We start from the raw sequence: 15,616 nt of genomic DNA, 5'->3' as shown, positions 1-15,616 counted from the left end.
GTACGGGACATTGTCTGTCTGACGGGGATCGAGTTGCCGAATCTGAATGGGAATTCCAAGCCTTCGCGCTTGAGCTGGCGCTTGTTGTGCGCCGACATCTGCGGAAAGGCAGTAAGGACGGTAGCGGCCGCCCTTCTTGCGCTCGCGGTTTCCTCACCGGTATTCGTTAGTACACCTTCTGAGGCAGCGGGAGACACCCGTAGCCTCAAGCTCTATTTCATCCATACCGGCGAAAAAGCCGTCATCACCTACAAGCGTAACGGCAAGTTCGACCCTAAGGGTCTGGAGCAGCTGAACCGCTTCCTGCGGGACTGGCGCAAGAACCAGCCGACGAAGATGGATCCGCGGCTGTTCGACCTGATCTGGGAAGTTTATCGCCAGAGCGGTTCCAGGGACTATATCAACGTCGTCTGCGGTTTCCGTTCGCCGGGTACCAACGAGATGCTGCGCGGCCGCTCGCGCAACTCGGGCGTCGCCGAAAAGAGCCAGCATATGCTCGGCAAGGCGATGGACTTCTTCATTCCGGACGTCAAGCTGGCGACCCTGCGCGGGATCGGCATGAAGATGCAGGTCGGCGGCGTCGGCTTCTATCCGAAATCGGGCTCGCCCTTCGTGCATATGGACGTCGGCGGCGTGCGCGCCTGGCCGCGTATGAGCCGCGACGAGCTGGTCCGACTTTTCCCCAACGGCAACACCATTCATATCCCGGCTGACGGCAAGCCGCTGCCGGGTTATCAGCAGGCGATGGCCGACTACAAGCGCCGGGTCAGCGGCACGCAGATCGAGATCGCCAGCGCTTCCGAATCGGCGCCGAAGCATAAGACGTTATTCGAAGCACTCTTTGGCGGCGGGGCTGACGAGCAGGAAGACGAGAGCGACGATTCGACACCTGTCGCGGTTGCCAAGGCGACGCCGCCGAAGGCCGAGCCGGCGCCTGCCGAGCCGCAGCAGACCGAAGTCGCCGATCTGAACGCACCGGTGCCGCAGGTTCGCCCGGCCTTCAGCAATCAGCCGGCCGGCAGCGACGTGGCGAGCGCGCTCGTCGCACCGTCTTCGGGTAATGCCGCGCAGCAGGCCCTTGCCGCAGCGCTTCCGGCCGATCAGGCCCAGCCGCAGCAGTTTGCCGATCTCAGCGCCTATAGCATTCCGGTTCCCTCGCTTCTCGGCCAGCGCCGCGCGCCCGGCGACGCCGAGATTGCGTCGCTGGCGGGCACCAATGGCCTGCCGGTTCCGACGCCGGTCGAACGCCCTGCCGTTGCCGAGAACCTTCTTGCTGCCGCCGACGCCGATCCGGAAGCAGAGGCCGACGAAGCCGAACAGGACGCGTTGTCTCCCGCCGTCGCCGATGCGCTCGATCAGCAGCGCAACGAGGGTGCGGAAACTCAGATAGCGAAGGCGCCTGAGATGACGGTGGAGCAGGCAATCAACGCCGCGATGACGCAGAAGGCGCCGGCCGCAAAGCCTCCGCTCGAGCTCGCTGCCTTGGCGCCGATGACCAAATCGGCAAGCTTCGGCGACGGCTTTGATGAACCGGCGGCCGAAAATGCCGTGGCGCAGGGTCTGCCCACCAAGGGCGGCCGCCCGACGCACAAGGAAGCCGCCGCTGCGGACGCCAGCCGCGCGACTGTTCGCACCGAGCCGAAGCTGACGCAGAAGATGATTTCCCAGTGGGCGCTGACAAACGCCCGTCTGGAACTGGCCTCCAAGCAAGTGAAGGCGCCGCGGTTCGTCAGCCAGACGATGCGCGCCCAGCCGACATCAGTCTATGCCGAAGGCTTCAACTTCAAGACCGCTTCGGTCGATCCGGCCCGCTTCAGCGGCACGGCAGTAAACTTCATGGAAGTGCGCAAGTTCAACACGAACTGAGCCAGCCAATACCCGAACATCAAAACCGTCGGAGCGATCCGGCGGTTTTTCTTTTGGCCGCGTCAACCCGGGCGAATGATCGTTTGGCCAAGCGCGCTCTATGCAAAAGAAAAGCCGCCGGAAGGCCCGGCGGCTTGTCGACATTCGCGATGTCGGGCCGATCATCCTTCCGGCGGCGACTCGATCATCCCGAGTGCAAGCAGGTAGGTGTCGAGGATCGCTTCCTCTTCCATGCGCTCCTGCTCGTCCTTCTTGCGCAGCGCCACGACCTTCTTCAGGATCTTGGTATCGAAGCCCATTCCCTTGGCTTCGCCATAGACGTCCTTGATGTCGTCGGCGATGGTCTTCTTTTCTTCTTCCAGCCGTTCAATGCGCTCGATGAAAGCGCGGAGCTGGTCGCGGGCGACGCCATGAGCATCAGACATCGTGTTCTCCTGGTTGGGGATGATCAATTTTGAAGGCACGTGACTGCCGCGAAGCGGCGTCACGGTCAAGGCCGTTGTGGGCAGCCCAAGCTATTTGTGTGGGTTGTTCAGTTCAAAAGCTGCCTTTTGCACAGGCGAGGCCTCGTTCTGATGGAGATTCTTCCAGTCTTCATAAGGCATGCCATAGACCATTTCGCGCGATTCGTCCCTGGTAACCGGGACGCCTTCGGCCTCGGCGGCTTCGCGGTACCAGTTCGACAGGCAGTTGCGGCAAAAGCCGGCCAGATTCATCAAATCGATGTTCTGAACGTCGCTGCGTTCACGAAGATGCGCGACAAGGCGACGGAAGGCGGCTGCCTCGAATTCGGTCTGCTGTTCTTTGCTGAGCGCGGTCATCTCGCTTCCTTTCATTCAACAGGGTCCATCCCTCAATAGGGACCGGTGCGCGACAGATGGACGTCGTATTCGTGCAAGGCGGGATCGGCATTCATCGCCGCAAAGATCGGCGCCAGGCGTTCGGCCCATGCGGTGATCCCCGCCTCGTCTGCAATCAGGTCCTGGCGCACCTCGAGGAGCGCATGAGGAATGCCTGACATCATGCAGTGGCGGTACATGGTATCGCCCTTCAGCGCGCCGTCATAGGGTTCGTTGTCACCGACGATAAGATCAGGGTCGGCGCGCAGCATGTCGAGCAGCGGGCCGACGGCGCGATGATCGCTGTCCCAAAGCACAGCGGCGTGCCAGGGGCGGGGAATGCCTTTCCAGGCCGGCGTGAAGGAGTGCAGCGACAGCACCAGCGGCGCTTTGCCGGTTGCGTTCGCGACCCTGTCTATCGTTGCGGCGACGGCATGATGATAGGGGCGGTGGAAGGTTTCGATGCGGTTCTCCCACTCCTGCGGCGTGATCGGATGATTGCCTGATATGACGGCGCCGTCGGAGATTTTCATGATCAGAGTCGGATCGTCTTCGCCGCGGTTCGGGTCGATCAGCAGGCGCGAAAAACCACCGAGCACGGCCGGCACGCCGAGCCTCGCCGAAAGCTGCCGGGTCAGCCCCTCGATGCCGATGTCATAGGCGATGTGGCGGGCGAAGGCGGCCTCCGGCAGGCCGAGCCGGCCATATCGGGCGGGGAGGCGGTTCATCGCGTGATCTGCGAGGATCACCATGCCTTTGTCATGTTTGCCGGATAGGATTTCGAAGGATTGGAAGTCGTCCATCAGGAATTGCCGTTCGTCATTGCGCAGTCGGGTGCAGTGATCGCATGCGGTTGCGGTGGGTTCAAGCGCCGCAGGCGGACAGAGCTTAAGCCGAACCTCGACGGCCGTTTGTGAAAGGAAATATAATCGATTAGCATTGCGTTGACTTTCGCTTGACGGCGGCGCAAGAAGACACGGATACGAATAACCGTGGAGCTATTTGGGAGCCGTGTTGATCCAAGCCGCGCCAAGTTTCCTCACGCGGTCCGGACCGCTGGTCCGTCTCGCTCTGTTTGCTCTTGCAGCTTTTGTGCCGTTTTTCATCGCAGATGCCGCGCGCGCCGATTTTCGCGTCTGCAACGGAACGCAAAATCTCGTCGGCGTGGCGATCGGTTATCGGGCCAAGGATGGCTGGATGACGGAAGGCTGGTGGCAGGTGCCGGCAACGACCTGCGCCACGTTGATCGAGGGAGAATTGCAATCGCGTTATTATTACCTCTACGCGGAGGACGCCGCCCGGGGAGGACGTTGGACGGGGGACGTGCAGATGTGCGTGGCGGAAAACGAGTTCAAGATCACGGGTGTGCAGGATTGTTATGCCCGCGGATACCAGAAAATGGGATTCAAGGAATATGACACGGGCCGCCAGGGCAGCTGGATGGTCCAACTCTCCGACACCCCAGGGACGCAAGAAAGCCAGAATTGATGAAGCGTAATCGCAAAATTAAAATCCTCGCCACCCTCGGGCCAGCCTCCGCCGAGGAATCGATGATCGAGAAGCTGCACCAGGCTGGTGCCGATGTCTTCCGCATCAATATGAGCCATGCGAGCCATGACCTGATGCGTACGCTCATCCAGCGCATCCGCTCGGTCGAGGCGCGCTCCGGCCGGCCGATCGGCATTCTCGCCGACCTGCAGGGGCCGAAACTGCGTGTCGGCAAATTCGTCGACAGCAAGGTCGACCTGAAACCCGGCCAGACCTTCACGCTCGACAATAACGAAGCGCTCGGCGACCAGAACCGCGTCTATCTGCCGCACCCCGAGATTCTGGAATCGGTGCAGCCCGGGCACCGCCTGCTGATCGACGACGGCAAGCTCGCGCTACGCGCCGAAAAATGCGACGGCAAGAGCATCGTCACCACAGTTATTTCGGGCACGCGCATCTCCGACCGTAAGGGCGTCAGCCTTCCCGACACGCTGCTCGGCGTCGGCGCACTGACGGACAAGGACCGCGCCGACCTCGACGCCGTGCTTGCCACCGACGATGTCGACTGGGTGGCGCTGTCCTTCGTCCAGCGCCCCGACGACCTTGCCGAAGTGCGCAAGATCGCCCGTGGCCGTGTCGGCCTGATGTCGAAGATCGAAAAGCCACAGGCTCTTGAGCGTATAGAGGAAATCATCGAGCTTTCCGATGCACTGATGGTCGCCCGCGGCGATCTCGGCGTCGAAATGCCGCTCGAATCGGTTCCCGGAATTCAGAAGCAGCTGATCCGTGCCTGCCGCCGTTCGGGCAAACCGGTGGTCGTCGCCACACAGATGCTGGAATCGATGATTTCGGCGCCGGTGCCGACACGCGCCGAAGTGTCCGATGTCGCGACCGCCGTCTTCGAAGGTGCGGATGCCGTTATGCTCTCCGCCGAATCGGCCTCGGGCGACTACCCCGTCGAAGCCGTTTCGACCATGGCCTCGATTGCCACCGCCATCGAGCGCGAGCCGCATTATCCGGGCATCATTTATGCCCAGCGCGCTCAGCCGGAAGCGACCGGCGCCGATGCGATCTCGCTGGCTGCCCGCCAGATCGCCGAGACGCTGAAGCTGTCGGCGATCGTCTGCTACACCTCGTCGGGAACGACAGGCCTTCGCGCCTCGCGTGAGCGCCCGCAGGTGCCGATCCTGGCGCTGTCGCCGATCATCAAGACGGCACGCCGCCTTGCCGTCGTCTGGGGCCTGCATTGCGTCGTCACCCATGACGCGACCGATCTCGACGACATGGTCAACCGTGCCTGCCGCATCGTCGCAGACGAAGGCTTCGGCAAGCCGGGCGACCGCATCATCATCTCGGCCGGCGTGCCGCTCGGCACGCCCGGCGCCACCAATATGATCCGCATCGCCTATATCGGCTCCGACGGCCAGAGCGGCATCTGATCCGAGTGCATCCCTTCGAAAGCCCGCTGCCTCAAGAGAGGCGGCGGGCTTTTTCGTTGACGGCCGGGCATTGCCAAGGGCTGCGGTGCATGCAAGTTTCCTCCCCTACAGCGCTCGGTTCGGAGGGATCATCATGGACATCGTGACGCTACTGGCTTTTGCAGCCGTTTCCTTTGTCGGTATCGCCACGCCAGGGCCGACAGTGCTGCTGGCGCTGACCAACGGTTCGCGGCATGGGCTGCGCCGCGCAATTGCCGGTATGATCGGTGCGGTACTCTCCGATTTCCTGCTGATCGGCGCCGTGGCGGTCGGGCTCGGCGCGCTGCTGGCTGCATCGGAATTCTGGTTCTCGATGCTGAAATGGGCAGGCGCTGCCTATCTCGCCTTTCTTGGAATCATGCTGCTGCGCTCGAAAGGCGGGATCGATGCGGCGTTGAAAGCAGGGGTGCCGGCGGACGCGACGTCGACCTTCTCGATCGGGCTGAAGAGCTTCATGGTCGCGGCGACCAATCCGAAGGGCTACCTGTTCTTCTCGGCCTTCCTGCCGCAGTTCATCGATCCGGCGCTGCCGCAGGCAACGCAATATGCGCTGCTCGCGCTCACCTTTGCCGCGCTCGATTTTCTCATCATGTTCGGCTACGCCTTCTTCGGCTCGCAGGCGGTGCGTTTCCTGAAAACCTCGGGCGCCTTATGGCTGGAGCGCGCCTGCGGCGGTGCGCTGCTGGCGCTTGCCGGCTCGCTCGCCTTCTACCGCCGGGCAACCGTTTAAGTTCAGGCTCGAGGCAGGGATAGGTGACCGACGCGATAGGCCTGCACATGCTCACCGCTCACGGGGATCTCTCGCCATAGCCTGAAGCGCACCCGCGTCCATGTCGTCGGCTCGAAACCGCAGACGGAGGCGAGGGCGCTGCCTGCCCTTACGTCGGCTTCAGCCTCAGTGCTGTCGACCTGGCGGATATCGTCGAGCGGCGCGTAAGGCTCCATTTGCAGGTTATCGCGTGTGGCAAATCTAGCCGCGGCGATATCACCCGAGACTTCTGCGTGCCAGACGATCCAGGTTCTTACTTGAGGCCAGCCGAAGGCGCCGGCGAGCGTTTGGAATGCCGGACCGCAGAGGAAGTCGCTTACCCCTTCCGGCTTTTGCCAGAGGTAGAAGGGCGCATAGAGATTATCCCGGCTGCCGAATTCGCCCTTTCGGGCACTGAGATAGGCCTTGAAGCCGAGATTGGGAAAGCCGTCGAGCAGCGGCCCCTTGTCGCGGATGCGCCGGTCGATGATCGACATGTCGTAATCGGCGGGCATGGTGAAGCTGTATTGCATGGCGATCATCATCGTCTCTCCACCGGTTGCAGCCATTCGACGATGCTGCCGTTTTCGGTCGCCTGAATGCTGAGATAGCTGAAAGGGCTGTCATCGGCTGCGCCATGCCAGTGGCGCTCGCCAGGTGGAAACCAGATGGCATCGCCGGCAAGCAGTTCCACGACGGGACCACCCTCGCTCTGCGCCAACCCAAGACCCGAAAGCACATAAAGCAGCTGGCCCCTGGGGTGTGTATGCCAGTGGGTGATGGTGCCGGGATCGAGTGTGGCGCGCATGGCCGTGTTTTCGCCGTCGGCGCTGCCTTCGAGCAGCATCTCCACCCAGAAGGGCGCTGTTGCGATACCCTCGGACGAGCGGACCGCCTTTCCGGGGCGCCTGACGGTCATCGTCTTCGGGTTCGAAGCGCTCATTGCTGGCCTCCGGCCGTCCGCAGCCGCCAATCAGGATTGGTCATCTGGGCGATGCCGTCGCCGAAGGACCAGTCTTCCGGGGCGCTGGTGCTGATGACGATCATGACATCCTCGGGCCGCAGGCCCGGCGATTGGCCCAGCAGATCGGCGAGCCGCCGATAGAGCGTCGCCTTCATCTCGGCCGTGCGGGGCCGACCGATGGTGATCGAGATATAGACGAAATCGCCGGAGCGCGGCCCGGCGAGATAGCTGCTGTCGAAGAGCAGCTCGTTCTCATCGTGCTGATGGATGGCCTGAAAGCGGTCGTTTTCCGGGACGTCGAAGGTTTCGACAAGGGCGCGCTGGATGGTGTCGGCGAGTGCCGTGAGATATTCCGGCGACTTGCCTTTGCGAAGGGAAATGCGAACGAAGGGCATTGGGGTCTCCATGGTTCAGGCCGTTTGCCGGCCTTGACAGCAGAACCATCGCACGGCACGATAGTGCTGAAAATCAGAATTTTGTGGATCAATGATCCTGAAAAATGGGATCATACGATGCGGCGGACGATCTTCGATCTCGATGTGCTTCGCACCTTTTCGACGGGCATCGAGCTCGGCAATTTTGCCAAGGCGGCCGAAAAGCTCGGGCGTTCCACCTCGGCGGTGAGCGCGCAGCTGAAGAAGCTGGAGGAGCAGGCGGGTACACCGATCTTCCGTAAGGCCGGGCGCGGCCTGGCGCTCACCGATGCCGGCGAGACGATGCTCGGTTATGCCAGGCGGCTGCTGGAACTCAACGACGAGGCGGCTGCGGCCGTGCACAGCATCGAGCTGGAAGGCTGGGTGCGGCTCGGCCTGCAGGAGGATTTTGGCGAGAACCTGCTGCCGGAGGTGCTCGGCCGCTTCGCGCGGGCACATCCGAAGGTCCGCATCGAGGCGCGGGTGGTGCGCAATGCCGAACTGATCGAGCGCGTCACGTCAGGCAAGCTCGATCTGGCGCTCGCTTGGAGCGACGGCACGTTGACGGCGCATTGCGAGCGGATTGGCGAGGTGCCAATGCGCTGGATCGGACCTGCCGAGGGGGCGCCTGGCTGGCATGCCTCAACCGGCGAGCCGATGCCGCTCGTCTCGCTGGAGGCGCCGTGCCTGCTGCGCAATGCGGCGACCCGGGCGCTTGACGAAGCCGGCATTTCCTGGCGGCTCGCCTTCGTCAGTCCCAGCCTTGGCGGTCTTTGGGCAGCGACGGCGGCAGGCCTCGGCCTCACCATCCGCACGCAGGTCGGCCTGCCGGCGAAGGTCCAGCCGCTGGTGCCCGAGGCAGTCGGCCTGCCCGATTTACCCAAGCTCGGTCTGGTCCTGCATCAGACGGAAGCCGAACTGCAGCCGGCTGCGGCGCGGCTTGCCGAACTGGTGCTGCAGGCGGTGCGTGGCGCATTGCACGAGACGGCGGCCTGACATTGCCGCATTGACCCTTCGATCGCGTGGTTATAGCTTCAGGCTGCTATGAAGATGATCACTCTCAATATCGCTACGGCCTTCTTCTTGAGCCTTTAAAGCTCTGCCTTCGGGCATCGGAAGATGCGGCCGCTTGCCAGCCTTCGCGGCTGGCGCGTTGCCGTGGATTGTAACGACCCTGCATCCGGCCAAGGAAAGAGCCGGCAGGATTGGCGATAGAGAGATATTTCATGACATCCAATGTTTACCCGCCGGCGCTGAGCGCCGCGCAGATCGAGCAATTCATCGAGGACGGTTTTATCCGGATCGACAAGGCTTTTCCCTGCGAATTGGCCGAGGAGGCTCGTGCCATCATGTGGCGCGATATTCCCTTCGATGCGGATGATCCAAGGACATGGACGCAGCCGGTCGTGCGGCTTGCCGGTTACGGCGGTGGCCCGTTCGAGAAAGCTGTCAATACGCCTGTTCTGCATTCGGCCTTCGACCAACTCGTCGGCAACGGACGCTGGGAGCCACGCACCGGGCTTGGAAGTTTCCCGGTGCGCTTTCCCCATCCGGACGATCCCGGCGATGCCGGCTGGCATGTCGATCTGAGCTTTCCCGGCGAGGTTTCCGATCCGGCCGAGCAACGGGATTTTTCCGCCTGGCGGGTGAACATCACCTCACGCGGGCGGGCGCTGCTCATGCTCTTCCTGTTCTCGGATGTCGGGGAGGACGACGCGCCGACCCGCATCCGTGTCGGTTCGCACAAGGATGTCGCCCGCCTTCTGGCGCCGGCAGGCGAGGCTGGAATGGCGCATCTGTGGCTGGAGCATGTTGGCGAAGACCGGCAGCTTGCTCTGGCGACGGGGGCGGCGGGCACGGTCTATCTGTGCCATCCCTTCCTCGTCCATGCAGCGCAGATGCATCGCGGCAAAGAGCCGCGCTTCATGGCGCAGCCCGGTCTTGCGCCTTTCGAAGCTCTTCGGCTCGAACGGGAAGACGACGCCTATTCGCCGGTCGAGATCGCGATCCGCCGAGCGCTGCGGGAGCAGTAGCAGCAACAGAATGCATCCGGCCGTCGCAGGCCGGGTGTATTTCCGGCGAAAGTGCAGGCGAGCCCTCTTTTGCTCAGCCGTAGCGTTCGAGCGCCATGGCGAAGATATCGGCATCAACATTGCCGCCTGAAGTGACGGCGACGACCGTGTCGCTTTCCAGCGTCTCGCCGTGGAAGAGGGCCGCGGCCAGCGCCACCGCGCCGCCGGGCTCGACGACGATCTTCAGCCTGACGAAAGCGAGCGCCATGGCGCGCAGCGCCTCCTCGTCGGTGACGACGATACCGGCGCCGGCGAGACGTTTCAGGATCGGGAAGGTGATGTTTCCGGGCTGCGGCGTGACGATCGCATCGCAGATCGAGCCTGAGATCGCCGCATTGCGTTCGATCCTCCCGGAGGCAAGCGAGCGGGTTGTGTCGTCGAAATCCTTGGGCTCGCAGGGGCGGACGCGCAAGCCGGGGGCGCTGGCTTCGAGAGCGAGCGCAATGCCGGAGGTCAACCCGCCGCCGCCACAGGGAACGAGGACTTCGGCCGATGTCACCCCTTCCTCTTCGGCTTGTTCGGAGATTTCGAGGCCGGTCGTGCCCTGACCGGCGATGACCAGCGGTTCGTCGAAGGGCTTGATCAGCGTCAGCCCGCGCTCGGCCGACAGCCTGGCGCCGATCTCGTCGCGATCTTCGTCGACGCGGTCGTAGAGCACCACTTCGGCGCCGAAGGCGCGGGTGTTGGCGATCTTTAGCTTCGGCGCATCGCTCGGCATGATGATGACGGAGGGTATATTGTGCAGCTTGGCCGCCAACGCCACGCCCTGGGCATGGTTGCCGGAGGAGAAGGCGATGACGCCTTTCGAGCGCACCGCCGGATCGAGGCCGGAGACGGCCGACCAGCCGCCACGAAACTTGAACGAGCCGGAATGCTGCAGGCATTCGGCCTTCACGAACAGCCGCCGGCCGGCGATGTCGTTGAGGAAGGGGGAGGACAAAAGCGGCGTCCGCCTCGCGTGGCCGCGCAGACGGGCGCGGGCGGCAACAATCATTTCAATGCTGGCCATTCGGGAATCGTCCTGCTTGCGGGTTCGCTCATGCTTAGGGCGCGGCAAGCCATTTGTGAACGGCGACTTTGTCACCGTGACATGAATGGCCCGTCGCGTTTGTTGTCCGCTGCTGCCGCCCGTCAGTAGCCGCTCGCCGAGCCCTCCGCGGCGCGGCTGTCCATGGCGCCGTTGTATTGGGCGCCGCCGCCCTTTTCGATCGCCGCAAGGCTTTTGCCGCCGACGAGGATGCCGGCGGCCTGGCCCCAGACCGGTGCGTCATTGCCGCCATCGAAGCTATAGCCCATGGCTGCGAGGGTCTTTTCCGTATCGGGCGAAATGGCATAGGGTTCGAGATAGATTTTGTCCGGCTGCCATTGATGGTGGATACGCGGAGCGTTCACCGCCTGGCTGATATCCATGCCGAAATCGACGACGTTGAGGATCGCTTCCAGCGTGATGGTGATGATGCGCGAGCCGCCGGGGCTGCCGATCACCATGAAGGGCTTGCCATCCTTGGTGACGATTGTCGGGCTCATCGAGGAGAGCGGTGTCTTCTTCGGCGCGATGGCATTCGCCTCGCCCTGGACGAGGCCGTAAAGGTTCGGCACGCCGGGCTTGGAGGTGAAATCGTCCATCTCGTTGTTGAGCAGGACACCGGTGCCCGGCGCCACGACGGCGGCGCCGTAGGAGCCGTTCAGCGTATAGGTGACGGCGACCGCATTGCCCTCGTCGTCGATGATGGAATAATGCGTCGTCTCGGTGCTTTCCTTGCCGCCGAGCGGTTTCAGGTTCGCCGACGTGCCGGCCTTGTAGGGATCGATCTTGGCTGCGATCTCTTTGGCGTAGCTCTTGTCGATGAGCTTTGCCACCGGGTTCTCGACGAAATCGGGGTCGCCGAGCGCAGCATTGCGATCGACATAAGCATAGCGCATCGCCTCCACCATGATGTGCACGGTGTCGGCGGAGTTGTAGCCGAGATAGGAGAGCGGGTAGCCCTCCAGGACATTGAGGATCTCGCAAATGATGACGCCGCCGGATGAAGGCGGCGGCGAGGAAATGATGTCATAACCGCGATAATTGCACTCGACCGGCTTCAGTTCACGCACGGCATATTGTTCGAAATCCTCCTTGGCGAGGATACCACCCTTCTCCTGGCTCGCCTTGACGATCGCCTCGGCGGGCGCTGCCTTGTAGAAGGCGTCGGGACCTTTTTCAGAGATGCCTGCCAGGACCGCAGCGAGGTCGGGCTGCTGGAGGTTTTCGCCCGATGCAAAGGGCTTGCCGTCCGGTTTCAGGAAGATCTTCGCCGCCGCCTCGTCCTTGGCCAGGCGTTTGGCGCTCCCGGAGAGGCTTGCGGCGTCGCCCTGTTCCAGCGTGAAGCCTTCCCTGGCGAAGCGGAGCGCCGGTGCGATCAGATCCTGGCGCGACTTCGTACCATATTTCTCGCGGGCGGTTTCAAAGCCCATAACGGAGCCGGGAACGCCGACGGCGAGATAACCATCGAGGCTGGCGCGCGGGACGATATCGCCCTTGCCATCGAGATACATGGTCTTCGTGGCGGCAAGCGGCGCGCGTTCACGGAAATCCAGGAAGGTCTTGGTGCCGTCCTTCAGGCGAATGGTCATGAAACCGCCGCCGCCGAGATTGCCGGCCGATGGATAGACGACCGCCAGCGCATAACCGACGGCGACGGCTGCATCGACGGCATTGCCGCCGCCCTTCAGCACCTCGACGCCGACATCGGTCGCCAGATGCTGGGCCGTGACGACCATGCCGTGCTCGGCCTCGACAGGGGCGGGCGAGGCGGCGAAGGCCGAAGTCAGGCTCAGCGACAGTGCCGATATGACGGAGATCGTTCCGATATGCAGACGGCCCATGATTTCCCCTCCTATGGACAGTGATGGAAAAACATATGGGTCGGCGCCAGTCCGAGGCAATGCAAAGGATTGGCTTTATGTGAGGAGCTCGGCGAGTTTCCTGTTGGTGTCGTCGTCAGCAAGCGGCGTATAGACAATGAGCTTCATATCGGGCTGGCTCGTCAGCGTCAGGCCGGTATGCTCGAAGGACATGCGGCCCTTGATCGGATGGTCGATACGCTTGACGCCGGATAGCGGGCTGATGATCTCGTGACGCTGCCACCATTCACGAAATTCGCCGTTTGCCTGTTTCAGCAACGCGATCAGCCGTTCGAAATCCGGATCGCCGGCATAACGCGCGCTGTCGGCACGGAACATCGCCAGCGAGACGCGGGCGACCGATTCCCAGTCGACGAGCAGCCGTCGATGCGCCGGGTCAGCGAAGAGGCGGTGCATGATGTTGCGTTCGTCACGGTCCAGCGTGTCATAACCACCGAACAGCACTTCAGCGGCAGGGTTCCAGGCAAGCACATCCCATCGGCGGCCGAGCACATAAGCCGGTTGCTGGGTCAGATTGGCGAGCATGCGTTGCAGGGGCTCATCGACATGTTCCGGCGTCGATGGTGCTGCCTGGGGCGTCTGGCGATTGTTGAGGGTGAAGAGATGCTGGCGCTCGGCCTCGTCGAGGCGTAGTGCACCGGCCAGGGCGTTGAGCACTTGCGCGGAAGGGCGGATGTCGCGGCCCTGTTCCAGCCATGTGTACCAGGTGGTGCCGACACCGGCGAGCATGGCAAGTTCTTCGCGCCTGAGGCCTGGTGTGCGTCGGCGAAAGCCTTCCGGCAAGCCGACTTCGGCTGGCGACAGCCGTTCGCGGCGTGATCGCAGGAAGGCTGCGAATTCACGGCGGCGGGCTTCGAATATATCGGCTTTCTGGTCCATGCCCGCGATCATATCAGTATCGATACCAGGATAAAATCAGAACTGTTTGCCGTTTCCAGGCCGGGCATGATCCGGCGGTCGCAGGCGCTTAAGGCACCTGCCGATCGTTCAATTCAAGGAGCAGCATCATGTCTTTGCAGCATGTGGTCGTTATCGGCGGTTCTTCCGGGATCGGCCTCGCCACGGCGAAATTACTTTCGAAACAAGGATATACGGTCACCATTGCCGGCCGCGACGAGGAAAAGCTTGCAGCGGCCAAGGCTTCGCTCGGTGGCGAAGTGCGCAGCCTCGTGCTCGATGCGACGGAGCTTTCCGGACTTGCGGAGGCGTTCGCCGGGATTGGTGCTCTCGGCCATCTCGTCCTGGCGATGGGCAGCGGTCTTGGCGCCGGACCCTTCGCAGCGCTCGACATGGCGGACCTGCTTGCCGGGTTCCAGACCAAACTCATTCCGCATGCCGCCGCGGCACAGGCGGCATTGCCGCTGTTGCGGCCGGGCGGCAGCATCACCTTCGTCTCCGCGGTCAGCGCGCAGGCTGCCATGCCCGGAACGGCCGGGTTGGCTGCGGTCAACGCCGGCGTCGAGGCGATGGTGCCGGTGCTTGCTGCGGAACTGAAGCCGCTGCGCGTCAACGGTGTCTCACCCGGTGTCATCGATACGCCCTGGTGGAATTTCCTGCCGCCGGAGCAGCGCGGCGGTGTCTTTGCGGATTTCGCCGGCCGCACACCGGTCGGCCGTGTCGGCAGGCCGGAGGATATCGCCGAGGCGATCGCCTTTCTAATCGGAAACACCTTCATGAGCGGCCATGTCCTCACCTGCGATGGTGGTGTGCATCTTAGTGCCTGAGGCGAGTTTCAGGCGGTGCCGCGGAGGGTTTCGGGCAGGACGCTTGGCCCCAGCGGCGGTGCGATCACGCCCATCTGACCGCTGGATGCGGCGGCAAGCCTTTCCTCGGCCCTGCGGGCGATCGCCTGCAGGTCGTGCTGCTTGCCGGCGATCTTCTCCATGGCGGCGATGGCGACATCGCTGGCGAGGTAATCCGGCTTGTGGCCGACGCCGCGAACGGTGATGAGTTCGGAGCCTGATATATCGCGGGCAAGGCCGCGCGAATGCAGATGCTCCCAGACGATCTCGTCGCTGTCGCCGGTTATGATGACGGTCGGTGCGGTGATCTGCGCATAGAGCGGCGACTGCTCCTTCACGTAGGCGAGCAGTCTTTTGAAATCGGCGGCGTTGTGGTGGAAGGTGTTCGGCCTGAGTACCAGCGAGGGACCGGTTTTTTCGATGTAATCGGCCGGGCGCGGATTGGGGCGGAAGACGCTCAGCGTGCCGCGTTCCAGCCGACTCAGCCCGAGCGGCAAGACGATCGCATGATTGAAGAGCCAGCCGATCACCGGAACGGTGGCGACATGATAATACCAGTCGATGCCGCCCGGCCAAGGGTGGGTGGCGGGGGCGAGAAAGAGCAGACCGACGGTCTTGTCAGGGTGGCGCAGACCGAAGGCGGCGGCAATCGCACCGCCGAAGGAATGGCCGACGATGACAGCCTTTTCGATGCCGCGCTTTTCCATCAGCCTGGCGATAGCGTCTGCCTGGCCGGAGGGGACCGCATTTTCCGGGCCGCCCCGTTCGGAATAACCGTGGCCGGGACGATCGACGAACAGCATCTCAGCCCGGCCTTCGAGTGCGGCGCGGAAGGCGACGACCTGATCGAGCAGATTGCCGCTGGCGCCGTGAATGAAGACGAGCGCCGGTAGATCCGCATTTTCAGGGCGCTCGACATGGACAGCATTCATGCGATAGCCGCCAACATCCGTCAGCTCGCCGATATTCGGATAGGTCTGTTCGATTTGCCGCGCCTTGTAGGAGGAGTAGCCGATGGCAGCGGCGAGCGGGGCGAGAAGAGCGGTAACTTCTGCAAGCATGATATTAACGAGCGACAGGCGTTCTTGCGGGGAAGATC

17 protein-coding genes are annotated in these 15,616 nt (G+C 63.0%); 7 read left to right on the top strand and 10 right to left on the bottom strand.

All coding sequences use genetic code 11. The features are described from left to right. Positions 1 to 33: 33 nt before the first annotated feature. A complete protein-coding gene (locus tag RLEG4DRAFT_RS29420; RefSeq protein WP_037094339.1) occupies positions 34 to 1,866 on the top strand; it encodes a DUF882 domain-containing protein in 1,833 nt (610 codons plus the stop codon). Positions 1,867 to 2,027: 161 nt separating this feature from the next. Here RLEG4DRAFT_RS29420 and RLEG4DRAFT_RS29415 read toward each other — a convergent pair whose 3' ends face one another. The 3 genes from RLEG4DRAFT_RS29415 to RLEG4DRAFT_RS29405 form a co-directional block, all read right to left on the bottom strand. Further along, positions 2,028 to 2,291 (bottom strand): DUF2312 domain-containing protein, encoded by a 264-nt coding sequence (locus RLEG4DRAFT_RS29415; protein WP_003542853.1) that lies wholly within the window; start codon positions 2,289 to 2,291, stop codon positions 2,028 to 2,030. A gap of 90 nt (positions 2,292 to 2,381) precedes the next feature. Then, positions 2,382 to 2,687: a DUF1244 domain-containing protein gene (locus RLEG4DRAFT_RS29410; RefSeq protein WP_003582233.1), complete on the bottom strand. Its 306-nt coding sequence runs from the start codon at positions 2,685 to 2,687 to the stop codon at positions 2,382 to 2,384. Positions 2,688 to 2,719: 32 nt separating this feature from the next. Then, a complete protein-coding gene (locus RLEG4DRAFT_RS29405) occupies positions 2,720 to 3,508 on the bottom strand; it encodes an N-formylglutamate amidohydrolase (RefSeq protein ID WP_003582231.1) in 789 nt (262 codons plus the stop codon). Positions 3,509 to 3,719: 211 nt separating this feature from the next. Between RLEG4DRAFT_RS29405 and RLEG4DRAFT_RS29400 the strand changes: the two genes are divergently transcribed. From RLEG4DRAFT_RS29400 to RLEG4DRAFT_RS29390, 3 genes are all read left to right on the top strand, one after another. Continuing rightward, positions 3,720 to 4,193, top strand: a complete 474-nt coding sequence (locus RLEG4DRAFT_RS29400; protein WP_003582229.1) for a DUF1036 domain-containing protein — start codon at positions 3,720 to 3,722, stop codon at positions 4,191 to 4,193. Further along, entirely contained in the window at positions 4,193 to 5,632 is a 1,440-nt protein-coding gene (gene pyk / locus RLEG4DRAFT_RS29395) for a pyruvate kinase (RefSeq protein ID WP_003582227.1), read from the top strand. The genes RLEG4DRAFT_RS29400 and pyk overlap by 1 nt, the downstream gene beginning before the upstream one ends. Before the next feature lie 133 nt (positions 5,633 to 5,765). Then, positions 5,766 to 6,401 carry a LysE family translocator gene (locus RLEG4DRAFT_RS29390; RefSeq protein WP_003582224.1) on the top strand — a complete coding sequence of 212 codons (636 nt, stop codon included), beginning with the start codon at positions 5,766 to 5,768 and terminating at the stop codon, positions 6,399 to 6,401. Positions 6,402 to 6,403: 2 nt separating this feature from the next. On the opposite strand, the gene RLEG4DRAFT_RS29385 is transcribed toward RLEG4DRAFT_RS29390, so the two are convergent. From RLEG4DRAFT_RS29385 to RLEG4DRAFT_RS29375, 3 genes are read right to left on the bottom strand one after another with little or no spacing between them, the layout of a single operon-like run. After that, entirely contained in the window at positions 6,404 to 6,961 is a 558-nt protein-coding gene (locus RLEG4DRAFT_RS29385; protein WP_037094910.1) for a DUF4865 family protein, read from the bottom strand. Beyond that, positions 6,961 to 7,362, bottom strand: a complete 402-nt coding sequence (locus tag RLEG4DRAFT_RS29380; RefSeq protein ID WP_003582221.1) for a cupin domain-containing protein — start codon at positions 7,360 to 7,362, stop codon at positions 6,961 to 6,963. The genes RLEG4DRAFT_RS29385 and RLEG4DRAFT_RS29380 overlap by 1 nt, the downstream gene beginning before the upstream one ends. Beyond that, the gene (locus RLEG4DRAFT_RS29375; protein WP_003582219.1) at positions 7,359 to 7,778 is read right to left on the bottom strand and encodes a tautomerase family protein; all 420 of its coding nucleotides are present in this window, start codon (positions 7,776 to 7,778) and stop codon (positions 7,359 to 7,361) included. The genes RLEG4DRAFT_RS29380 and RLEG4DRAFT_RS29375 overlap by 4 nt, the downstream gene beginning before the upstream one ends. Positions 7,779 to 7,895: 117 nt before the next feature. On the opposite strand from RLEG4DRAFT_RS29375, the gene RLEG4DRAFT_RS29370 reads away from it, so the two are divergent. Together RLEG4DRAFT_RS29370 and RLEG4DRAFT_RS29365 are read left to right on the top strand one after the other, a co-directional pair. After that, positions 7,896 to 8,792: a LysR substrate-binding domain-containing protein gene (locus RLEG4DRAFT_RS29370; RefSeq protein WP_003582218.1), complete on the top strand. Its 897-nt coding sequence runs from the start codon at positions 7,896 to 7,898 to the stop codon at positions 8,790 to 8,792. A gap of 230 nt (positions 8,793 to 9,022) precedes the next feature. Then, a complete protein-coding gene (locus tag RLEG4DRAFT_RS29365; RefSeq protein ID WP_003582217.1) occupies positions 9,023 to 9,829 on the top strand; it encodes a phytanoyl-CoA dioxygenase family protein in 807 nt (268 codons plus the stop codon). Between the two features lie 73 nt (positions 9,830 to 9,902). Here RLEG4DRAFT_RS29365 and RLEG4DRAFT_RS29360 read toward each other — a convergent pair whose 3' ends face one another. The 3 genes from RLEG4DRAFT_RS29360 to RLEG4DRAFT_RS29350 all read right to left on the bottom strand — a co-directional run bounded on the left by RLEG4DRAFT_RS29360 (position 9,903) and on the right by RLEG4DRAFT_RS29350 (position 13,666). Beyond that, positions 9,903 to 10,877: a threonine ammonia-lyase gene (locus RLEG4DRAFT_RS29360; protein WP_003582216.1), complete on the bottom strand. Its 975-nt coding sequence runs from the start codon at positions 10,875 to 10,877 to the stop codon at positions 9,903 to 9,905. Positions 10,878 to 10,999: 122 nt separating this feature from the next. Then, on the bottom strand, positions 11,000 to 12,736 hold the full coding sequence (ggt, locus tag RLEG4DRAFT_RS29355) for a gamma-glutamyltransferase (protein WP_003582215.1): 1,737 nt from the start codon (positions 12,734 to 12,736) through the stop codon (positions 11,000 to 11,002). A gap of 75 nt (positions 12,737 to 12,811) precedes the next feature. After that, a complete protein-coding gene (locus tag RLEG4DRAFT_RS29350; protein ID WP_003582212.1) occupies positions 12,812 to 13,666 on the bottom strand; it encodes a helix-turn-helix transcriptional regulator in 855 nt (284 codons plus the stop codon). A 116-nt stretch (positions 13,667 to 13,782) separates the two neighbouring features. Here RLEG4DRAFT_RS29350 and RLEG4DRAFT_RS29345 point away from each other — a divergent pair, with 116 nt between their 5' ends. Then, the gene (locus RLEG4DRAFT_RS29345) at positions 13,783 to 14,499 is read left to right on the top strand and encodes an SDR family oxidoreductase (RefSeq protein ID WP_003582209.1); all 717 of its coding nucleotides are present in this window, start codon (positions 13,783 to 13,785) and stop codon (positions 14,497 to 14,499) included. 8 nt (positions 14,500 to 14,507) lie between these two features. Here the strand turns inward: RLEG4DRAFT_RS29345 and RLEG4DRAFT_RS29340 are convergent, their stop codons facing one another. Next, a complete protein-coding gene (locus RLEG4DRAFT_RS29340; RefSeq protein ID WP_051040942.1) occupies positions 14,508 to 15,578 on the bottom strand; it encodes an alpha/beta fold hydrolase in 1,071 nt (356 codons plus the stop codon). Between the last annotated feature and the right edge of the window lie 38 nt (positions 15,579 to 15,616).

The organism is Rhizobium leguminosarum bv. trifolii WSM2297 (assembly GCF_000271845.1).
Note: the sequence above shows the minus strand (reverse complement) of the source record. Positions and strands in the feature narration are given on the sequence as shown.